Genomic DNA, 14,048 nt, shown 5'->3' on the forward strand with positions numbered 1-14,048 from the left:
GGCTTGTGGGTAATATGCCATATCCAGCTGGGCCGGCGCCGCCGTGGCGAGGTCGGCAACCGTGCAGCCAGCAAGTGCCGCTAGTTCAGTTGCTAGCGTCCCGCCACTGGCGCGGGCGCGGGTCCGTGCCTGCGCCAGCAAGGTGTTCAATGGCGGCATACCGGATAAAGCGGAGTCGCTGCTCATGTATCAAATTCCTCCAGCCAGGTCGAATACCGGCATGTACATCAAAATAATAATTGCACCAATCATGATGCCAACGGCCATCAGCAGGATCGGTTCAGCGACTCGGGTGGCGCGATCGATAAATACGGTAAATTCCTGGCGGTACGTCTGCGCAATGATGTCCATGATGCGCGCCAGGTTGCCGGATCGTTCGCCGACCTGCAGCAACCGCTCGGTCACCGTGTCCGTCAGACCGTTCTCGGCAAAGGCAGTCGATAGGCGCTTGCCCTCCTGAATCACGCCGCGCGCACGCAGTATTTGATCCTGGAGTTTCTTTTCAAAAGCCAGGTTCTGCGCCAGCGGTATGGCGTCGCTCAGCGTATAGCCCCCCTTGAGCAGCATCGACATGGTTTGATAGATGCGCGCCAGCTGATACAGGCGCAGATAATGCTGGACGAACCGGAAACGCCCCATCGCCCGCAGCAGGAATATCTTTAGTTTGCCGTTGCGGTGGCCGATCACGGCCAGCACCACCAAGCCCGCCAGCGCGGCGAGAATCAGGCCCAGGTAATCGCTGGAAATCTGCCCTACTTTCATCAGGATGACGGTGGAAACACTCAGTTTTTGCGAAAAATCGTCGTACACTTTGGCAAATCGGGGCACGACATAAGAAATCATGAACAGGCACACCAGCATGCCAAAGCCGACGACCAGGCTGGGATAGATTGCTGCGCTGACCACCTTGCGGCCCAGTTCCTGTCCCACCTTTTCATACGCCACATACTCTTCCAGCGCCTCGTCGAGACGGCTGGTACGCTCGCTGGCGCGGATAGAGGCAATCAACAGAGGGGGGAAACCCAGTCGGTTCAGTTCCAGCGCCGAGGACAGCGGCTTGCCCTCCAAAAGCAGTTGCCTGATTTCCAGCAGCACGGTGCGCTTGGTGTCATCATTATCCTTGCTACACAAGGTGTCGATCGCTTCCACTAGCGACATGCCGGATGACAACAAGGTACGCAGTTCATCGCAAAACAGCACCAAGTTGAAGCCCCGAATGCCGGAAACCCTGCGTGTACGGGTGCGCCGGCCCTGCGCCGCGACCGACAATACTGTGTATCCCTGCTGCTCCACCATCTGTGTCACGGCGGCCGTATCCTCAGCGTCCACCGTGCGTTCCGCAATGGCGCCGCTGGCGGCATGAAAGGTGCGTATCTTAAATTGCATGAAGATCCAATCCATTTTGACGGGTAGCTGCTACCATATGGGGGATGCCCTTCATGGCGCCGCCACATATACAAATTTCCAGTCGGCGTAGCGCCCACCCATCACCGGAGCGGCGCCGGGCAGGAGCAGAGGCTGGCGCCGCAAGGTAACTTTTTCGCTCAGGCTGTACACGCCGGCGATACCGCCATCGGCTGCCTTCACGAGTCCCCATTCCGCGTCCTTGCCCACCGGATCGCGATAAATCTTGCGCAAGTGGCGCCGCACGCCGACAAAACGCCTGTCCTCGACCAGGTCCTGCAATGCAGGCGGGTACGCTTTCGCCGTACCGGGCGCCTGCATGTAGTAGGTGCCGATGGCGCGCACATACGCCTGTCCGATCTGGATCAACTCCTCCTCCCGCTCGCGTTGGGTCGCGGTGCTCCATGCTTCGCCGACGGCAGCCAGCCCGATACCGAACATCGCCAGCGCAAATAGCATGGCGACGTAGGTAAAACCGTGCTGCGTTCCAATGGTGTTACCACGAGGCATATTCGCTCCCGTCGCGCGCGCGGCCGGTCGCACCGCTCCTGACATCAAATACGCCGCCCATGTCCTTTTTTTCCGGTGCCACGATGACCCAGCTGTCGCTGCGGTCGGTAATCGGATCGACCGGCAACCTGCGCAGGTAGCGGCGTGTGACGATTTCATCGAGCGAATCGGGATAGCGGCCATTGTCGCCAAAATATTTATCGATCGCATCGCGCGTCTGGGCCAGGTTTTGCCGCAGCACCGATTCCTTGGCCTTGTCGACATTGCCGAAATAGCGTGGCACCGACAGCGACAGCAGCATGCCGATCAGCGCCATCACCACTAGGAGTTCGATCAGCGTGAAGCCGCGTTGTAAGGGACGCGTCACCATAGCCGGTACGCGATGCCATTCATGCCGACCTTGTCCGAGGTGGAATAGACGTCAAACACGTCCGCGCCCTCTTTCGGTTCCTCGGGTGGAGACAGGTAGCTGCGCAAGCCCCAGGATAATTCCGCCTTCACATCGGCAGGCGCGAACGGATCTTTCGGGATGCGCCGCAGCAAGTACATCGTCTGGCCGCCAGCTGCCAGGTCTGGCACGCCCTGCACCAGTACTGACAGCGACGGCGGATACCCGCTGCCCTGGCCGTTTTTGCCGATCCTCCCGGCATCATAGGCCTGCTTGTAACCGTCGATGGCACGGCGGATCTCCCACAGGGACTGCTTCAGCTCGCGCTCCTTATTGCGGGTCGCCGTCAGCTCGACCAGCGGCATGGCGGCCGTCGCCAAAATACCCATTACGGCCATCACCACCAAAAGCTCGACGGTGGTATAGCCGGCGCGCAGAAGATGTCCGGACTCGCGCGGTTTAAGCATGGCCCGTACTCACTTGACCATGACGCGCAGCGGCGCCGGCAATGCTTCGGCGTCGATCGGCGTAGAGGAAATCGATTTGGCAGACAGCACGCGGATCTCGGCGGGACCCGCCGCAAGCGCCTTGAACTTGAAGCTCATCATCGTGCCTTCTCCTTTCACACCGGCCGCACCGGTACGCAGGATGGCCATCGATGCCTGCCCCTTGGCTTGCTCCATCGATTTGCTCGCGCTGGCAGAAGCGCCATCCTGGGTGAAAAAAGCCCCCTCATCCGCATCGACCACTTGCAGGTTCTGCGGCGAAAACTGCAGCTTCAGCGGCATACCCCGTAAAGCAGTAGCTGCCTTCACATTGGCATGCACGGTAAACGTGTCGCCAGCCTTGACCTCATGTGGCCCCACCAGAAATACGGCTACTTGCGGTGCCGCCGTTACGGGTGCCCCTCCCTCCGGCGGCAGTACCATCATCGGCGCCGCACCCTGTGGCGCTCCCGGGGCCATCGGCATCGGCACCGCACCTGGCAGGCCGGGCATCGGTGGCGTGCCCTTGACCGCGCCTGGCTTTTCCACAGCCGGCAGGGTCAAAGGCCGGCTGCGCACATCGTTTTCGGTCCCCGACCAGAACTCCGCTTGGTTCAGGTCTGGTCTGCGGATATTGCGCACGATACGCGGCGTGATCGACAGTACGATCTCCGTGCGCTGGCCATCGTCGCGCTGCGAAGAGAACAACCGGCCGACCAAAGGCAAATCTCCGATGCCGGGCACGCGGTTTGCGCTCATGCGCTCTTCATTGCTGATCAAGCCGGCCAGCAACTGGGTTTCCCCATCGCGTAGACGCAGGACCGTGCTGGCGGTGCGCGTGCCGATCTGGTACACCAGCGAACCGGCAGCTGTCTTGATCTCGCGCACTAGCGAGCTCACTTCCAGTCCGACCTTGATCGCCACTTCGTCATCCAGGTAGATATTCGGTTCGACGTCGAGTTTCAAGCCGACTTCGACATACTGCACCGATTCAGAGATGAAACTGTTATTGTTGGAGCTGCCGGTCGTGGTGACCACTGGTAACTTGTCGCCAATCAGGATCTTGGCCTTTTCGCGGTTGCGCGCGCGAATCTTGGGATTGGCCAGTATATTGACGTCGCCTACATCGCGGTGCAGATTGATGCGGACATCGGGCAAATTGATGCCGATGGAATCGCGATTCAGGCTTTTCAGGTTACCCAGCGTAAAACCGTCAGAGCCTGCAGGCGCGAGTGGCGTCAGGTTGAAGCCGTCCGGATACTTGATACCCAGTTCGGTCAGGCTGGAGCGCTTGATTTCCAGCACTTCGACTTCCATCATGACTTCTGGTTCGGACAAATCATGCAGTGCGATCAGGCGTTCGGCCAGGCGTATTGTCTCCGGCGTTTCACGCACCATGATCAGGTTCAGCTTTTCATCGACAAAAGGCTCGCGTATTTTCAGCATGGTTTTCAGTAGCGAGGCGGTTTGCTTGACGTCCGCGCTGGACAGATAAAAGGCGCGAATCACCAGGTCCTGGTATTCCTTGGCTTTTTCTGCTGTCTTCGGATAGATCAACACGGTGGATGCATCGAGCACCTTGAAGGTCAGCTGGCTCGTCGAGGTCAGCAGCTCAAGCGCATCGTCAAGACGTGTCTGGCGCAAGAAAATAGTGGCGCGCAAATCCTGGCGCACGTCCTTGTCGAGCACAAAATTGATGCCGCTGTTGCGCGTCAGAGCCTCAAGCACCATGCGCAGGTTGGCATCGCGGAAGTCGAGCGAGATGGGACGCGTTTCGGCAAGCCGAGCGACACTCAGCTCGGACTGTTTGCTGGCCAGCTCCAGTTGCCGCTGCAGGCCGAGCAATTCGGCATTTCTTGGCGTATCTTTCAGCGCTGCTTCGATCACCAGCGTTGCACGCTCGCGCATGCCTTTTTCAATCAGCTCGCGGGCGTTGGCCACGGCGGCTTTTTGCCGGGCGTCTCGTTCGATTTCCAGCAACATGGCCCTGGCTCTGTCCTCATTGGGTTGTATCGCCAGTGCTCGCTGCAGAATTTCCTTCGCCTGTGTCTCATTGCCGCGCGAGCGCGCTGCCGTCGCTGCCGTCAGCAAGCGTGCCAGAATGGTGTCACGTGCGGCAAGCTGGCCAGTGCGCAAAATCACACTTTCCGGATCACGCTGCAAGGCCGTATCGTAGGCCATCAGCGCTTCCTCATACTTGCCAGCGCCGATCTGGCGCTGTGCATCGTCGCGTATATACTGCGTGCCGCATCCCGCCAGCAAGACGGCGCTGCATACCGCGCCAGCCCAGCCTAAATAATGTGCCTTGTAACGCAATGCCCTACTCCCTGTTATGCATGAACGCCCTGCTGGCGCAGCCTTTAATTGCCGGTCTGCACGGCGATCACTATTTTTTCTTCCAGCGGCACGTACGTCACCACAATCTGCGTCTCGGTCACTGCGTCGATGCGGTATGTATTATCCAACAACTGGCGCGCCTGGATGGGAATAAGTGTGTCGCCACGCGTTAAATAAGTGACCGTCCGTCCGTCGACGTCGACCATGCGCCCGAAGTACTGATAGGGAAAGGTCGGCGCGCTCGGTTTTGGTGGCGGTGATGGTGGCGGTGGCGCCAAAGCCTTTGGTGCGGGCGCCTGGAAACTGATGTAACGAAACAGGTCTGTTTTTGATTCCACCATGGGGTCGCGTTCCAGCAAACTAGCGGCCTCTCCAGCGCTGGTTACCGGCGCCATCGGAACGGTCGGGGCGGCTTGCCGTCGCGGCACCGCATCCTGGGTGGACAAGGTAAGGCTTTCCTGCTCTCGCCAAGCGGTCCAACCGCACAAGATCGCCGTGAGCAGCGCTGCCAGCCATAGGCCTTGCCGTCTGGATGGCAAGGCCGGCATCGATATTGCCATCAGCTTGGCTTCCGGTAAAAGTAAATGAAACGCACATCGATATCCATGACGATATCGCTGGCGCGGGCGCGGCGCAGCGACATCGAGTCCAGCGCGAGTCCGCCGTGCATGGCCATTATCGCGGCCAGGGTTTTCTTCAGCGGTAAATAGGCACCTTTGATACGTGCACTGACCTCGACGCGCCCGATTCCGGCAGCGGCTTGACTGTCGGCGGCTGGCTTGAAGCTCGCATCCGACATCAGCAAGCCGTTTTGCGTAGCCAGCGACTGCAAGTCCGCCGTCACCAGTGACAGGCTGTCGAAGCTGGCCAGTTGTACTGCCAAATTCTGTTGCGCTGTAACAGAATCAGCCGCTTGCGCACGAGACTGGGCTTCCAGCAGGCGTATTTTGGTCGCTAGTATTGCGTTCTCGGACCGCTTCGCCGGCAATTCATATGAACCCAGCCACACCGACCCGCATAGCAATAAACCGACCGCCATCCACGGCCAGTAGTAGCGTACTGAGAAATGGAATAGCTGTAATTTTTTGAAAGGATACATTGAATCTTGAAAAATTAAATGACGTGGCACCTAGAGAGGTGCCGATCAATTCGCTTTTTTGACTAAGTTCATGCGCCTACTGCTCAAGCAGTAGCCTTATCCAGCATGTTTTTGCTCGATTTAACGTGATGTTCCCCATCGTGCAACAATTCAGACGGACGGCGGAACTCTGCGAACGTAACATACCTGCAGACCAGCACCAAGTTAGTCATGCCCGGCACCGACTCACGGGTAAGCGCGATTCCCCAATAAGCGTGAATAGACTAGCTGTCGTGGCGCACATCTTCAATATCTTCATCCGATACACCAACGCATTATTTGGATACACCTACACACGCAACTTACGCGCCAGTCCGATCAATACGCGGACTGCCTCATTCGGGGAGATGCGCTTGGTGAGCGGATGTCGAGTCGACTCATTGGCTCCATAGCTGCGCATTCGAGGATGGAGCCACATTTTCGCGTCATCGAGTCCGGGAGTGAGCGTAGGTATTACTGCCTCAAATCAAATTGACCAGTGGCTCTCTACTCTACATTAATCAAACGGAGAGTAAAGCTAACGGATACATGATGGATTTAATCAAGTTGAAAATACTGGAGTGTCTCAGATGTTGATTGATCGGTGCAGGCGTCAGCGCCCCTGAACTGAACAGTTTTTCCGGCAATATAGGCAGCAAGTAATCCTGCGTAATACTCCCTGGCACGCGGGCGTTTCAAGGAAAATGAAAGATAGGTGGCGCCAGAAGCATCGCATGCTGGTGTGTTCTTCACGCCACCTTCAGGAAAAACATAGATGAGATCACCTCCTTCCCAGACCACAATTGACGCTATTTTTGCCGTCGTCCAACCAGCTATTGCATTACTGCTCAACAGGGCGAAGAAAAGACAGATACCCATCTTGAAAAATTTTTTGCGAAATATCATGATAGTTATAATTAATGATTATTTTTACGGTTAACTGAAAATTCAACACACCAAATATGACAATCTACTACAATAATAATTAGACATTTAGCCAAGCACAAGAAAATTTTAAATATTTTCTTCCGAATACCAATTATCACGAGCACAATTTATCCGTCAATATTTTTACACCTTCACGGAAAAATGTCAAATTGTAAAATATAAAAAATTTGTGCAGCATACATTTCTACGAAAAGTCAGGGTCATACTGGGAATATCCATTGAAATCTAGTCCACTCTAGAATAATCTTAGAACGCCTAAGGAAATACTGATTAATTCACGCGATACTGTTCCATGCGTCGCGCTGCCCTGGGAGAATGACACTGCATCAACACCCGCGAACCATCATGCAAGAAAGCTTTTCCGACCTTGAATACGCCGCCACGAAGAAATTGACGCGGCGCGACCGCTTCCTGGCCAAGATTAACAGCGTGACGCCGTGGGGGAAATTGTACAAGGTGATCGAGCCGTTCTATCCGAAAGTTGAAGGTGTCGGTCGGCCACCGATTGGGCTGGCGCGCATGCTGCGCATGTACGTGCCCCAGCAGTGCTTTGGTTTGTCCGATGAAGGTATCGAAGACGCGATCTATGACAACCAGTCCATTCGTGCTTTCGTCAGCATCGACTTGGGCCGCGAATCGGCGCCGGACGCGACGACCTTGCTGAAGTTCCGCCACCTGCTTGAGGCCAACGGACTGACGCGCCAGATCTTCGCCACGATCAACGGGCACTTGGCCGAGAAAGGCTTGATGATGCGCGAAGGCACCAATCGAAGAAAGGCAACGACTGGCACTTTGGCATGAAGAGGCATGTCGGCGTGGACGCCGCTTCGGGCTTGGTGCATACGGTCATCGGCACGGCAGGAAATGTCGCTGATGTGACGCAGGCGCATGCCTTGCTGCATGGTGACGAGATCGCCGCGTTTGGCGACGCCGGCTACCAAGGTGTGGAAAAGCGGCTTGAAAATATCGGCAAATCGGTGACGTGGCATGTGGCCATGAAGCGCTCCAAACGCAAATCGCTGCCCAAGAATAAATTGGGGCGCCTGACCGAAAAACTGGAGCATCTGAAGGCGAGCGTGCGGGCAAAAGTCGAGCATCCGTTTCACGTCATCAAGAACCTCTTCCGTCATCGTAAGACGCGCTATCGCGGCTTGGACAACAACACTGCACAGCTTTTTACCTTGTTCACCTTTGCCAACCAAGTACTGACCGGCAGGCGCTTTTCGATCATCGAATCCCGTAATCCGTCTTGATTGCAGAAAGACGCGAAGCATCGCGTCAAATTGAACAAAAAACGAGCTTGAGCGGTTTGCCGGTCAACCATTTGGCGCGGCCACCTCGTTAAAAACCCAAATTGATCAGCGCTTCCCTAGTACTTATAAGGTGGATTGGATTAAGTTCTACTTTCACGTAGGAGTTGTGCGCCGAACCCGCTTAACAGGGAGATCAGATGGGTTAGCCTTGACAGGAACCAGCACCCCAGACCAACGAGTAATAAGCTCGGTCATTATCGTTGCATCGGGACGGACAAATTCCCCTGCCTCCCGGAGCACAGATTTAATTTCAGATGCTGTGACGCCAGGCAAAATCGGTATGTACACAACCTGCGGTGCGTCCTTGTGCAAGCCTGCGACAAATGTTCGCGCAAGCATCTCGTCGAAAGAAACCTCGGCATCAATGGCCAGCCGAGCAATATCTTGAGCCATGGTAAACGGAATATCACCCGTTACATTTGGAATGTTGGGTTGGCTCGTGGGCTCGCCGATGACGTTTAGAGCCCACTCCAAACACTTCACGATCTCCGCGTTCATCGAACGATTATTTGCCTTTGCAGCAGCAGCAATCCTATCCCGCATGCCATCGGGAAAGCGAACGATGTACTTGTCGGAATCTTGCGCAGTGCGAGCCGACGCTGCGGCCCGTGGAGTTTTTGGCGGCGGCGTTGTTCTTAGTGGAGGTGTGTGACTTTTCATACAGCAAAGGATACTGGCATTGAGCCATTTTGCAATACTGGCACTTAGCCATAAATAAATCTTGCCTATAGTGGCTCAATGCCATATATTTGCAATATGGCTCTAAGCCATAAGAAGGAATTTAACATGAGCACCGACACCAAGGAAGCCAAGATGGACAAATTTATAATCAGATTTGACGGGAAACAGCGCGAAGCCATCAAGTCTCGCGCAGAGAAGAATCGTCGCAGCATGAACGCCGAACTGTTGGCGCTCATCGATGCGGGGATTTCCGTAACAGATGCCGCCGCCGCCGACACGCGTGCGGCATGAGGAAATTCCCTTCCAGCGCGGAATTACGTGCGTTGAATGATGCAAGTGTATCCGCATCCCGCTGTCCCAGCATGCGCGCACGGCAACCACCAGCCAGCTGGCCCTGGACCTGACTGTGGGCTGCTGATGACTATCCCGATCCTCGCGCTGCCGTAACCCGGCCGCCGTAACTCCCCTCTTTTGCTGTGCCCCGCTGCGCTCCTTTTTGAGCGTGCAGGATTCGTTCAACCCAAAATAAGGAAAACCGATGCAAAACACGCTGCACGCCACCCGTCACGCCGACCAATCCATGGCATCGAGCACGATCCGCCCGACCTTGCAAAATTGCATTGTCCCGGTGGCACCAACGTGTTTTTTGCTGCAAGCCAGCGCGGACATAGGCATCGCGGCGCTGACCGTCCGCATCCATGAGATTGCCAAGACCTATCACGCCTACGGCGCTGCCAATCTGACCTTCATCGTCAGCGATGCGCAAGCACTGGAGCGCGACGGCTTTTTCGCGCCAACCAAGCAACGCGCCCTGGTCGGCAAGCTGCCCATCGAGGTGAACTACATTTTCGCCAACGAAGCGGGTTCCCGCCACTGCTGCGGCGCATCGCACACGCTCCCGTACTGGGCAGAACATTTTCTCAAGGCAGGAACACGTTGATGCTGCGCGTGGCCAAAACCTGCGGCATCTGGCTGCTGTCGCTCCTGATCGTCATTGCCCCTGGCGTGCTGCGGGCCATCGGCGCCATTAAGGACTGAACCATGCCGGCGTCCCTTATCGACAACCACCTATCCTTCCAGCCTGCCACCGAGATTCTGGCCGCACGCGACAAGGATATGCCGACGCCACCAGGCGCCGGGCATGCGCTGGCCGCCATCGCCGAAGCCAAGGCCCAGCTTCGCAGCATCAAGCCGCGCAATCTGGCGCCCTTCGTGGCCCAGGCCTGGGGATTGTCGCCACGCGGCGCGCGCCGCTCCGTGCTGATCGCCGCCGGCCTGGACGCCGACCGCTGGGAATCGCCGATTAACTCATTTACCGAGGAAGAGCGCATCGAGCTGCGCGCCGCTACCTCTGCCGCTATCCGTGTGTACGAAAGACTGTCGAATGCCATCTAAAGAAATTCTCAAGCCTGCCCAGCGTCACGAGGCGTTTTTGCGCTCCCCGTACTTCGCGCCCGAGCTGGCCCGCATCCCCTACAAATGGCGCAACCGCGTCATCACGGCGGCCCTGGCCAAGATGGCCTGGTCGTCCTGGTACAAAGTCTATGAGTCCATCGCCACCAGCTTTGTGCGCGAATTCGCCGAACAGTACGTGCCGGCCGGCGTCGATCTGTCGCAAAGCGACGCCGACATTGTGGCCACCGCCGAGCGCGCGGCGGCCGGCGTGACCAAAATGCTATGGATGGCCGTGTCCGACAAACACGCCTTGCAGATCATGGAGGACGAATGCGCCTCGTATGGCATCGAGCTGCCTGAGTTCGACACGATGACCGACACCATCGCCCGCCTGGTGGATGCCCGCTGGTGGCGCCGCCAACTGCGCAAGCGCGTCAAACGCGCATTTGAAGCGGGCAATATCCGACTGGGCTATGTGAACTATCGCGGCGAACCCTACGCCAGCAACGACGCCGTGCTGTCGCGCCTGGCGCAGAACCGCCGCAACGCGGCGGCGCTGGCCTCCACCTTGGTACAGAACGAGAACGGCCAACAATTCAGCATCGCCGAGCTGGCCGAGAAGACAACGGCCAACAAGGCCATCCGGCGCGGCGAGCTGATGTTGCGCATCAACGGCTTTGAGCAGATCGCCCGCGAGTGCGGCGACCAGGGCATTTTCATCACCTGGACGTGCCCGTCGCGCTTCCACGCCATGCAGCACAGCGGCAAACCGAACGACAAGTTCGACGGCTCCACGCCGCGCGAAGCCAATACCTACCTGGGCAAGATGACGTCGCTGTGCCGCTCCGCGCTGGCGCGCCGTGGCATAGGGCTGTACGGCTTTCGCATCGCCGAGCCGCACCACGATGGCTGTCCGCACTGGCATCTGCTGCTGTTCGTGCGCCCCACGGCGAAATACAAAACGGCCCACCTGCAGGACGTGGCCGGCCGCGCCATCCGCATTATGAAGCGCTACGCCTGGCGCGTGGACCGTGGCGAGCCCGGCGCCTTCGCGCGCCGCCTGGACGTGAAACGCATCGACTGGGCCAAGGGCAGCGCCGCCGGCTACATCGCCAAGTACGTGGCCAAGAACATCGACGGCGTGGCCGAGCACAAGACGAAGGAAGGCTACGTCGTCACGGCCGACACCGAAGGCGATGTCGAGCTGACGCCATCGGCGCGGGTCGAGTCCTGGGCCGCGTGCTGGGGCATCCGTCAATTCCAGCAATGGGGCGGCGCACCCGTCACCGTATGGCGCGAATTGCGCCGCATCGAGGAAAGCATGCTCAACGAAGCCCCGGCCGCCATGCGCCGCGCCTGGGACGCCGTGCAAAAGATCGACGGCGAAAAGCGCGCCTGCTGGGCCGAATACCTGCGCGCCCAGGGCGGCGCCCTGGTGCCGCGCAAAGAGCTGGTCGTCACCCTGGCCAAAGACGAAAAGACCGTCATCGGCCGCTATGGCGAAACGCTGCGCACCACGCCCTACGGCGTGCGCTGCAGCGACCTCATCGGCGTGGTCTTCAAGTCCGTGCGCCATACGTGGACGCCGGTACAGGCCACAGGCGGGCGCGGGGTGGCTGTTGGGGTTGCCGTTCCTCGGACTCGTGTAAATAACTGTACGCACCCCGACCGCCCTACCCCGGCCACGCCGCCGGCGGCGCCCGTCCCTAATTTGTCGGACGAGGCAAAAACAGCGCTGATTGCCGCCTGGGCGGCCGTCAACGCCTGCCCGTGGCCCTGGCTGATCGTCCCCGACACCCCACCCCAAGAAGGAAATGGCACATGAGCACCTATGCCGTGATCGTTCGCACGCAAACCGAACGCATTGAATTTTTTGAGGTTGCCGCATCCAGCGGTGACGTGATCGACGCCGCCATCGACCGCTACGGCGTGTGCGGCGTTACCGCCAAACTGAAAGGAGCACCGCAATGCTGACCATCCTGACCGATTCACCGCGGCAAATCGCCCTGGGCGACCGCGTGACGTTCGATACCGACGAAGGCTACCAGGCCGGCACCGTCAACGACCTGCGCCGCGACGTGGGCAATGGGGAGCTGCATGCGTGGGTGGAGCTGGATCATCAGTGGGCGGGTATGTTCCGGGCGGTGCCGCTGGGAGCCATCGAGGCGGTCAAGAAGGCAACCGCGCCTGTCGGGTGCCCAGCATGACAAGGGAACGCTCATTACCTGCCGTGGCGGCCTTGTTCGTGCGCGCCAATTCGATCTACAAAACCATGCCGGCAGTTGACGCCTGGGACGCGGAGCGCGACGCCCGCGCCTGGCCGGGTGGCGTGCCAGTGGTGGCGCATCCGCCTTGCCGCTCCTGGGGCACGCTGCGCCATCTGGCCAAGCCGCGCCCGGACGAAAAGGAACTGGCGGTGTGGGCCGTCGCCCAGGTGCGCAAGTTCGGCGGCGTGCTCGAGCACCCGAAGCGCTCGACCCTTTGGCCACACTGTGGCTTGCCTGCGGTCGGCGAGCGGGACAGATTTGGCGGCTGGACGCTGCCGATTTTCCAAAGCTCGTTTGGTCACCGCGCCGAAAAGGCTACCTTGCTGTACATCGTCGGCTGTCCGCCAGCGCAAATACCGGCCATGCCCATCGTCCTGGGCGAAGCCTCGCATGTGATCGCGCCATCCGGCCGCAACCGCGTCGGCGAGCGGCGCCGAAAAGGCGATCCGGGCTGGCGCCCGGAGTGCGGCAAGGCAGAACGCGAGCATACGCCGCCCGAGCTGGCGCATTGGCTGGTGGCCCTGGCTCAACGCTGCGCGGTGCCAGCATGAACAGTCCATTCCTGTTCGACGGCCCGGGCGTCATTTCGTTCAGCGGCGGCCGTACCAGCGGCATGATGCTGTGGATGACGCTGCAAGCCTACGGCGGCACGCTGCCGGCCGACGTGGTGGTGTGCTTCGCCAACACTGGCAAGGAAGAGGAAGCAACCCTTGAATTCGTGCGCGACTGCGGCGAACGCTGGGGCGTTCCCATCGTCTGGATAGAAAACCGCCCTCGCAATGAAGCGCGCGGCAAGGAATTTGCCATCGTGGACTTTGCTACGGCCAGCCGCCGCGGCGAGCCGTTCGCTGATCTGCACGACGAAAAGAAATTCCTCCCGAACCCTGTGGCGCGCTTCTGCACGGCGGAACTCAAGGTACGCCCGATGCAGCGCTATTTGAAATCGATAGGCCTGGTCGAGTGGACCACGTTTATCGGCATGCGCGCCGACGAGCCCATGCGCGTGGCGCGGCTGTCGACGCAGGACTACGGCAAGCACGAAGTGAAAGAAGCGCCCCTGGCGGCGGCCGGCCTGACCGTGGCTGACGTCAGCGCATTTTGGGCAGCACAAGATTTTGACCTGGGCCTGCCGAATATGAGCGGCAAGACGATGCACGGCAACTGCGATCTGTGCTTCCTGAAAGGCGGCAACCAGGTGCTATC

General features: G+C 58.7%; 17 protein-coding genes and 1 pseudogene. 9 read left to right on the forward strand and 9 right to left on the reverse strand.

Features of this window, described 5'->3' with window-relative positions:
* Positions 1 to 189 precede the first annotated feature (189 nt).
* From GCN74_RS09170 to GCN74_RS09205, 8 genes are all read right to left on the reverse strand, one after another.
* Positions 190 to 1,386 carry a type II secretion system F family protein gene (locus tag GCN74_RS09170; RefSeq protein WP_193317020.1) on the reverse strand — a complete coding sequence of 399 codons (1,197 nt, stop codon included), beginning with the start codon at positions 1,384 to 1,386 and terminating at the stop codon, positions 190 to 192.
* A gap of 51 nt (positions 1,387 to 1,437) precedes the next feature.
* The gene (locus GCN74_RS09175) at positions 1,438 to 1,914 is read right to left on the reverse strand and encodes a type II secretion system protein (protein WP_226938951.1); all 477 of its coding nucleotides are present in this window, start codon (positions 1,912 to 1,914) and stop codon (positions 1,438 to 1,440) included.
* Positions 1,901 to 2,284 (reverse strand): type II secretion system protein, encoded by a 384-nt coding sequence (locus GCN74_RS09180; protein WP_193317021.1) that lies wholly within the window; start codon positions 2,282 to 2,284, stop codon positions 1,901 to 1,903. The genes GCN74_RS09175 and GCN74_RS09180 overlap by 14 nt, the downstream gene beginning before the upstream one ends.
* On the reverse strand, positions 2,278 to 2,769 hold the full coding sequence (locus GCN74_RS09185) for a type II secretion system protein (RefSeq protein WP_152256373.1): 492 nt from the start codon (positions 2,767 to 2,769) through the stop codon (positions 2,278 to 2,280). Before GCN74_RS09185 ends, GCN74_RS09180 begins: the two co-directional genes overlap by 7 nt.
* Positions 2,770 to 2,778: 9 nt before the next feature.
* Complete coding sequence (locus GCN74_RS09190) at positions 2,779 to 5,103, reverse strand: cohesin domain-containing protein (protein WP_152256374.1); 2,325 nt, start codon at positions 5,101 to 5,103, stop codon at positions 2,779 to 2,781.
* Between the two features lie 44 nt (positions 5,104 to 5,147).
* Positions 5,148 to 5,570, reverse strand: a complete 423-nt coding sequence (locus tag GCN74_RS09195) for a hypothetical protein (protein WP_152256375.1) — start codon at positions 5,568 to 5,570, stop codon at positions 5,148 to 5,150.
* 113 nt (positions 5,571 to 5,683) lie between these two features.
* A complete protein-coding gene (locus tag GCN74_RS09200) occupies positions 5,684 to 6,223 on the reverse strand; it encodes a hypothetical protein (protein WP_152256376.1) in 540 nt (179 codons plus the stop codon).
* 576 nt (positions 6,224 to 6,799) lie between these two features.
* On the reverse strand, positions 6,800 to 7,147 hold the full coding sequence (locus tag GCN74_RS09205; protein ID WP_152256377.1) for a hypothetical protein: 348 nt from the start codon (positions 7,145 to 7,147) through the stop codon (positions 6,800 to 6,802).
* Between the two features lie 387 nt (positions 7,148 to 7,534).
* Between GCN74_RS09205 and GCN74_RS09210 the strand changes: the two are divergent.
* Positions 7,535 to 8,442 (forward strand): annotated as a pseudogene (locus tag GCN74_RS09210) (IS5 family transposase).
* Between the two features lie 153 nt (positions 8,443 to 8,595).
* On the opposite strand, the gene GCN74_RS09215 reads toward GCN74_RS09210, so the two are convergent.
* Positions 8,596 to 9,162 carry an Arc family DNA-binding protein gene (locus GCN74_RS09215; protein ID WP_152256378.1) on the reverse strand — a complete coding sequence of 189 codons (567 nt, stop codon included), beginning with the start codon at positions 9,160 to 9,162 and terminating at the stop codon, positions 8,596 to 8,598.
* A gap of 126 nt (positions 9,163 to 9,288) precedes the next feature.
* Here GCN74_RS09215 and GCN74_RS09220 point away from each other — a divergent pair, with 126 nt between their 5' ends.
* The 8 genes from GCN74_RS09220 to GCN74_RS09250 all read left to right on the forward strand — a co-directional run.
* Positions 9,289 to 9,474, forward strand: a complete 186-nt coding sequence (locus GCN74_RS09220; RefSeq protein ID WP_193317022.1) for an Arc family DNA-binding protein — start codon at positions 9,289 to 9,291, stop codon at positions 9,472 to 9,474.
* Positions 9,475 to 9,721: 247 nt separating this feature from the next.
* Complete coding sequence (locus tag GCN74_RS09225; protein WP_152256380.1) at positions 9,722 to 10,123, forward strand: hypothetical protein; 402 nt, start codon at positions 9,722 to 9,724, stop codon at positions 10,121 to 10,123.
* 101 nt (positions 10,124 to 10,224) lie between these two features.
* Positions 10,225 to 10,578: a hypothetical protein gene (locus GCN74_RS09230; protein ID WP_152256381.1), complete on the forward strand. Its 354-nt coding sequence runs from the start codon at positions 10,225 to 10,227 to the stop codon at positions 10,576 to 10,578.
* On the forward strand, positions 10,568 to 12,403 hold the full coding sequence (locus GCN74_RS09235; RefSeq protein WP_152256382.1) for a replication endonuclease: 1,836 nt from the start codon (positions 10,568 to 10,570) through the stop codon (positions 12,401 to 12,403). Before GCN74_RS09230 ends, GCN74_RS09235 begins: the two co-directional genes overlap by 11 nt.
* Positions 12,400 to 12,552, forward strand: a complete 153-nt coding sequence (locus GCN74_RS28700; RefSeq protein WP_193317023.1) for a hypothetical protein — start codon at positions 12,400 to 12,402, stop codon at positions 12,550 to 12,552. Before GCN74_RS09235 ends, GCN74_RS28700 begins: the two co-directional genes overlap by 4 nt.
* Positions 12,546 to 12,785, forward strand: a complete 240-nt coding sequence (locus tag GCN74_RS09240; protein ID WP_152256383.1) for a hypothetical protein — start codon at positions 12,546 to 12,548, stop codon at positions 12,783 to 12,785. Before GCN74_RS28700 ends, GCN74_RS09240 begins: the two co-directional genes overlap by 7 nt.
* Complete coding sequence (locus GCN74_RS09245; RefSeq protein WP_226938952.1) at positions 12,782 to 13,396, forward strand: hypothetical protein; 615 nt, start codon at positions 12,782 to 12,784, stop codon at positions 13,394 to 13,396. Before GCN74_RS09240 ends, GCN74_RS09245 begins: the two co-directional genes overlap by 4 nt.
* Positions 13,393 to 14,048 (forward strand): phosphoadenosine phosphosulfate reductase family protein (locus GCN74_RS09250; RefSeq protein WP_152256384.1); only part of this gene is annotated, 656 nt, incomplete at its 3' end. The genes GCN74_RS09245 and GCN74_RS09250, both read left to right, overlap by 4 nt.

The organism is Janthinobacterium sp. FT14W (assembly GCF_009208755.1).
Taxonomy (GTDB): Bacteria; Pseudomonadota; Gammaproteobacteria; order Burkholderiales; family Burkholderiaceae_D; genus Janthinobacterium; species Janthinobacterium violaceinigrum.

Bases quoted from the DNA above. Each gene is read 5' to 3' on its own strand.
- GCN74_RS09170 (WP_193317020.1), bottom strand. From the start codon at position 1,386: ATGCAATTTAAGATACGCACCTTTCATGCCGCCAGCGGCGCCATTGCG.
- GCN74_RS09175 (WP_226938951.1), bottom strand. From the start codon at position 1,914: ATGCCTCGTGGTAACACCATTGGAACGCAGCACGGTTTTACCTACGTC.
- GCN74_RS09180 (WP_193317021.1), bottom strand. From the start codon at position 2,284: ATGGTGACGCGTCCCTTACAACGCGGCTTCACGCTGATCGAACTCCTA.
- GCN74_RS09185 (WP_152256373.1), bottom strand. From the start codon at position 2,769: ATGCTTAAACCGCGCGAGTCCGGACATCTTCTGCGCGCCGGCTATACC.
- GCN74_RS09200 (WP_152256376.1), bottom strand. From the start codon at position 6,223: ATGTATCCTTTCAAAAAATTACAGCTATTCCATTTCTCAGTACGCTAC.
- GCN74_RS09205 (WP_152256377.1), bottom strand. From the start codon at position 7,147: ATGATATTTCGCAAAAAATTTTTCAAGATGGGTATCTGTCTTTTCTTC.
- GCN74_RS09215 (WP_152256378.1), bottom strand. From the start codon at position 9,162: ATGAAAAGTCACACACCTCCACTAAGAACAACGCCGCCGCCAAAAACT.
- GCN74_RS09220 (WP_193317022.1), top strand. From the start codon at position 9,289: ATGAGCACCGACACCAAGGAAGCCAAGATGGACAAATTTATAATCAGA.
- GCN74_RS09225 (WP_152256380.1), top strand. From the start codon at position 9,722: ATGCAAAACACGCTGCACGCCACCCGTCACGCCGACCAATCCATGGCA.
- GCN74_RS09230 (WP_152256381.1), top strand. From the start codon at position 10,225: ATGCCGGCGTCCCTTATCGACAACCACCTATCCTTCCAGCCTGCCACC.
- GCN74_RS09235 (WP_152256382.1), top strand. From the start codon at position 10,568: ATGCCATCTAAAGAAATTCTCAAGCCTGCCCAGCGTCACGAGGCGTTT.
- GCN74_RS28700 (WP_193317023.1), top strand. From the start codon at position 12,400: ATGAGCACCTATGCCGTGATCGTTCGCACGCAAACCGAACGCATTGAA.
- GCN74_RS09240 (WP_152256383.1), top strand. From the start codon at position 12,546: ATGCTGACCATCCTGACCGATTCACCGCGGCAAATCGCCCTGGGCGAC.
- GCN74_RS09245 (WP_226938952.1), top strand. From the start codon at position 12,782: ATGACAAGGGAACGCTCATTACCTGCCGTGGCGGCCTTGTTCGTGCGC.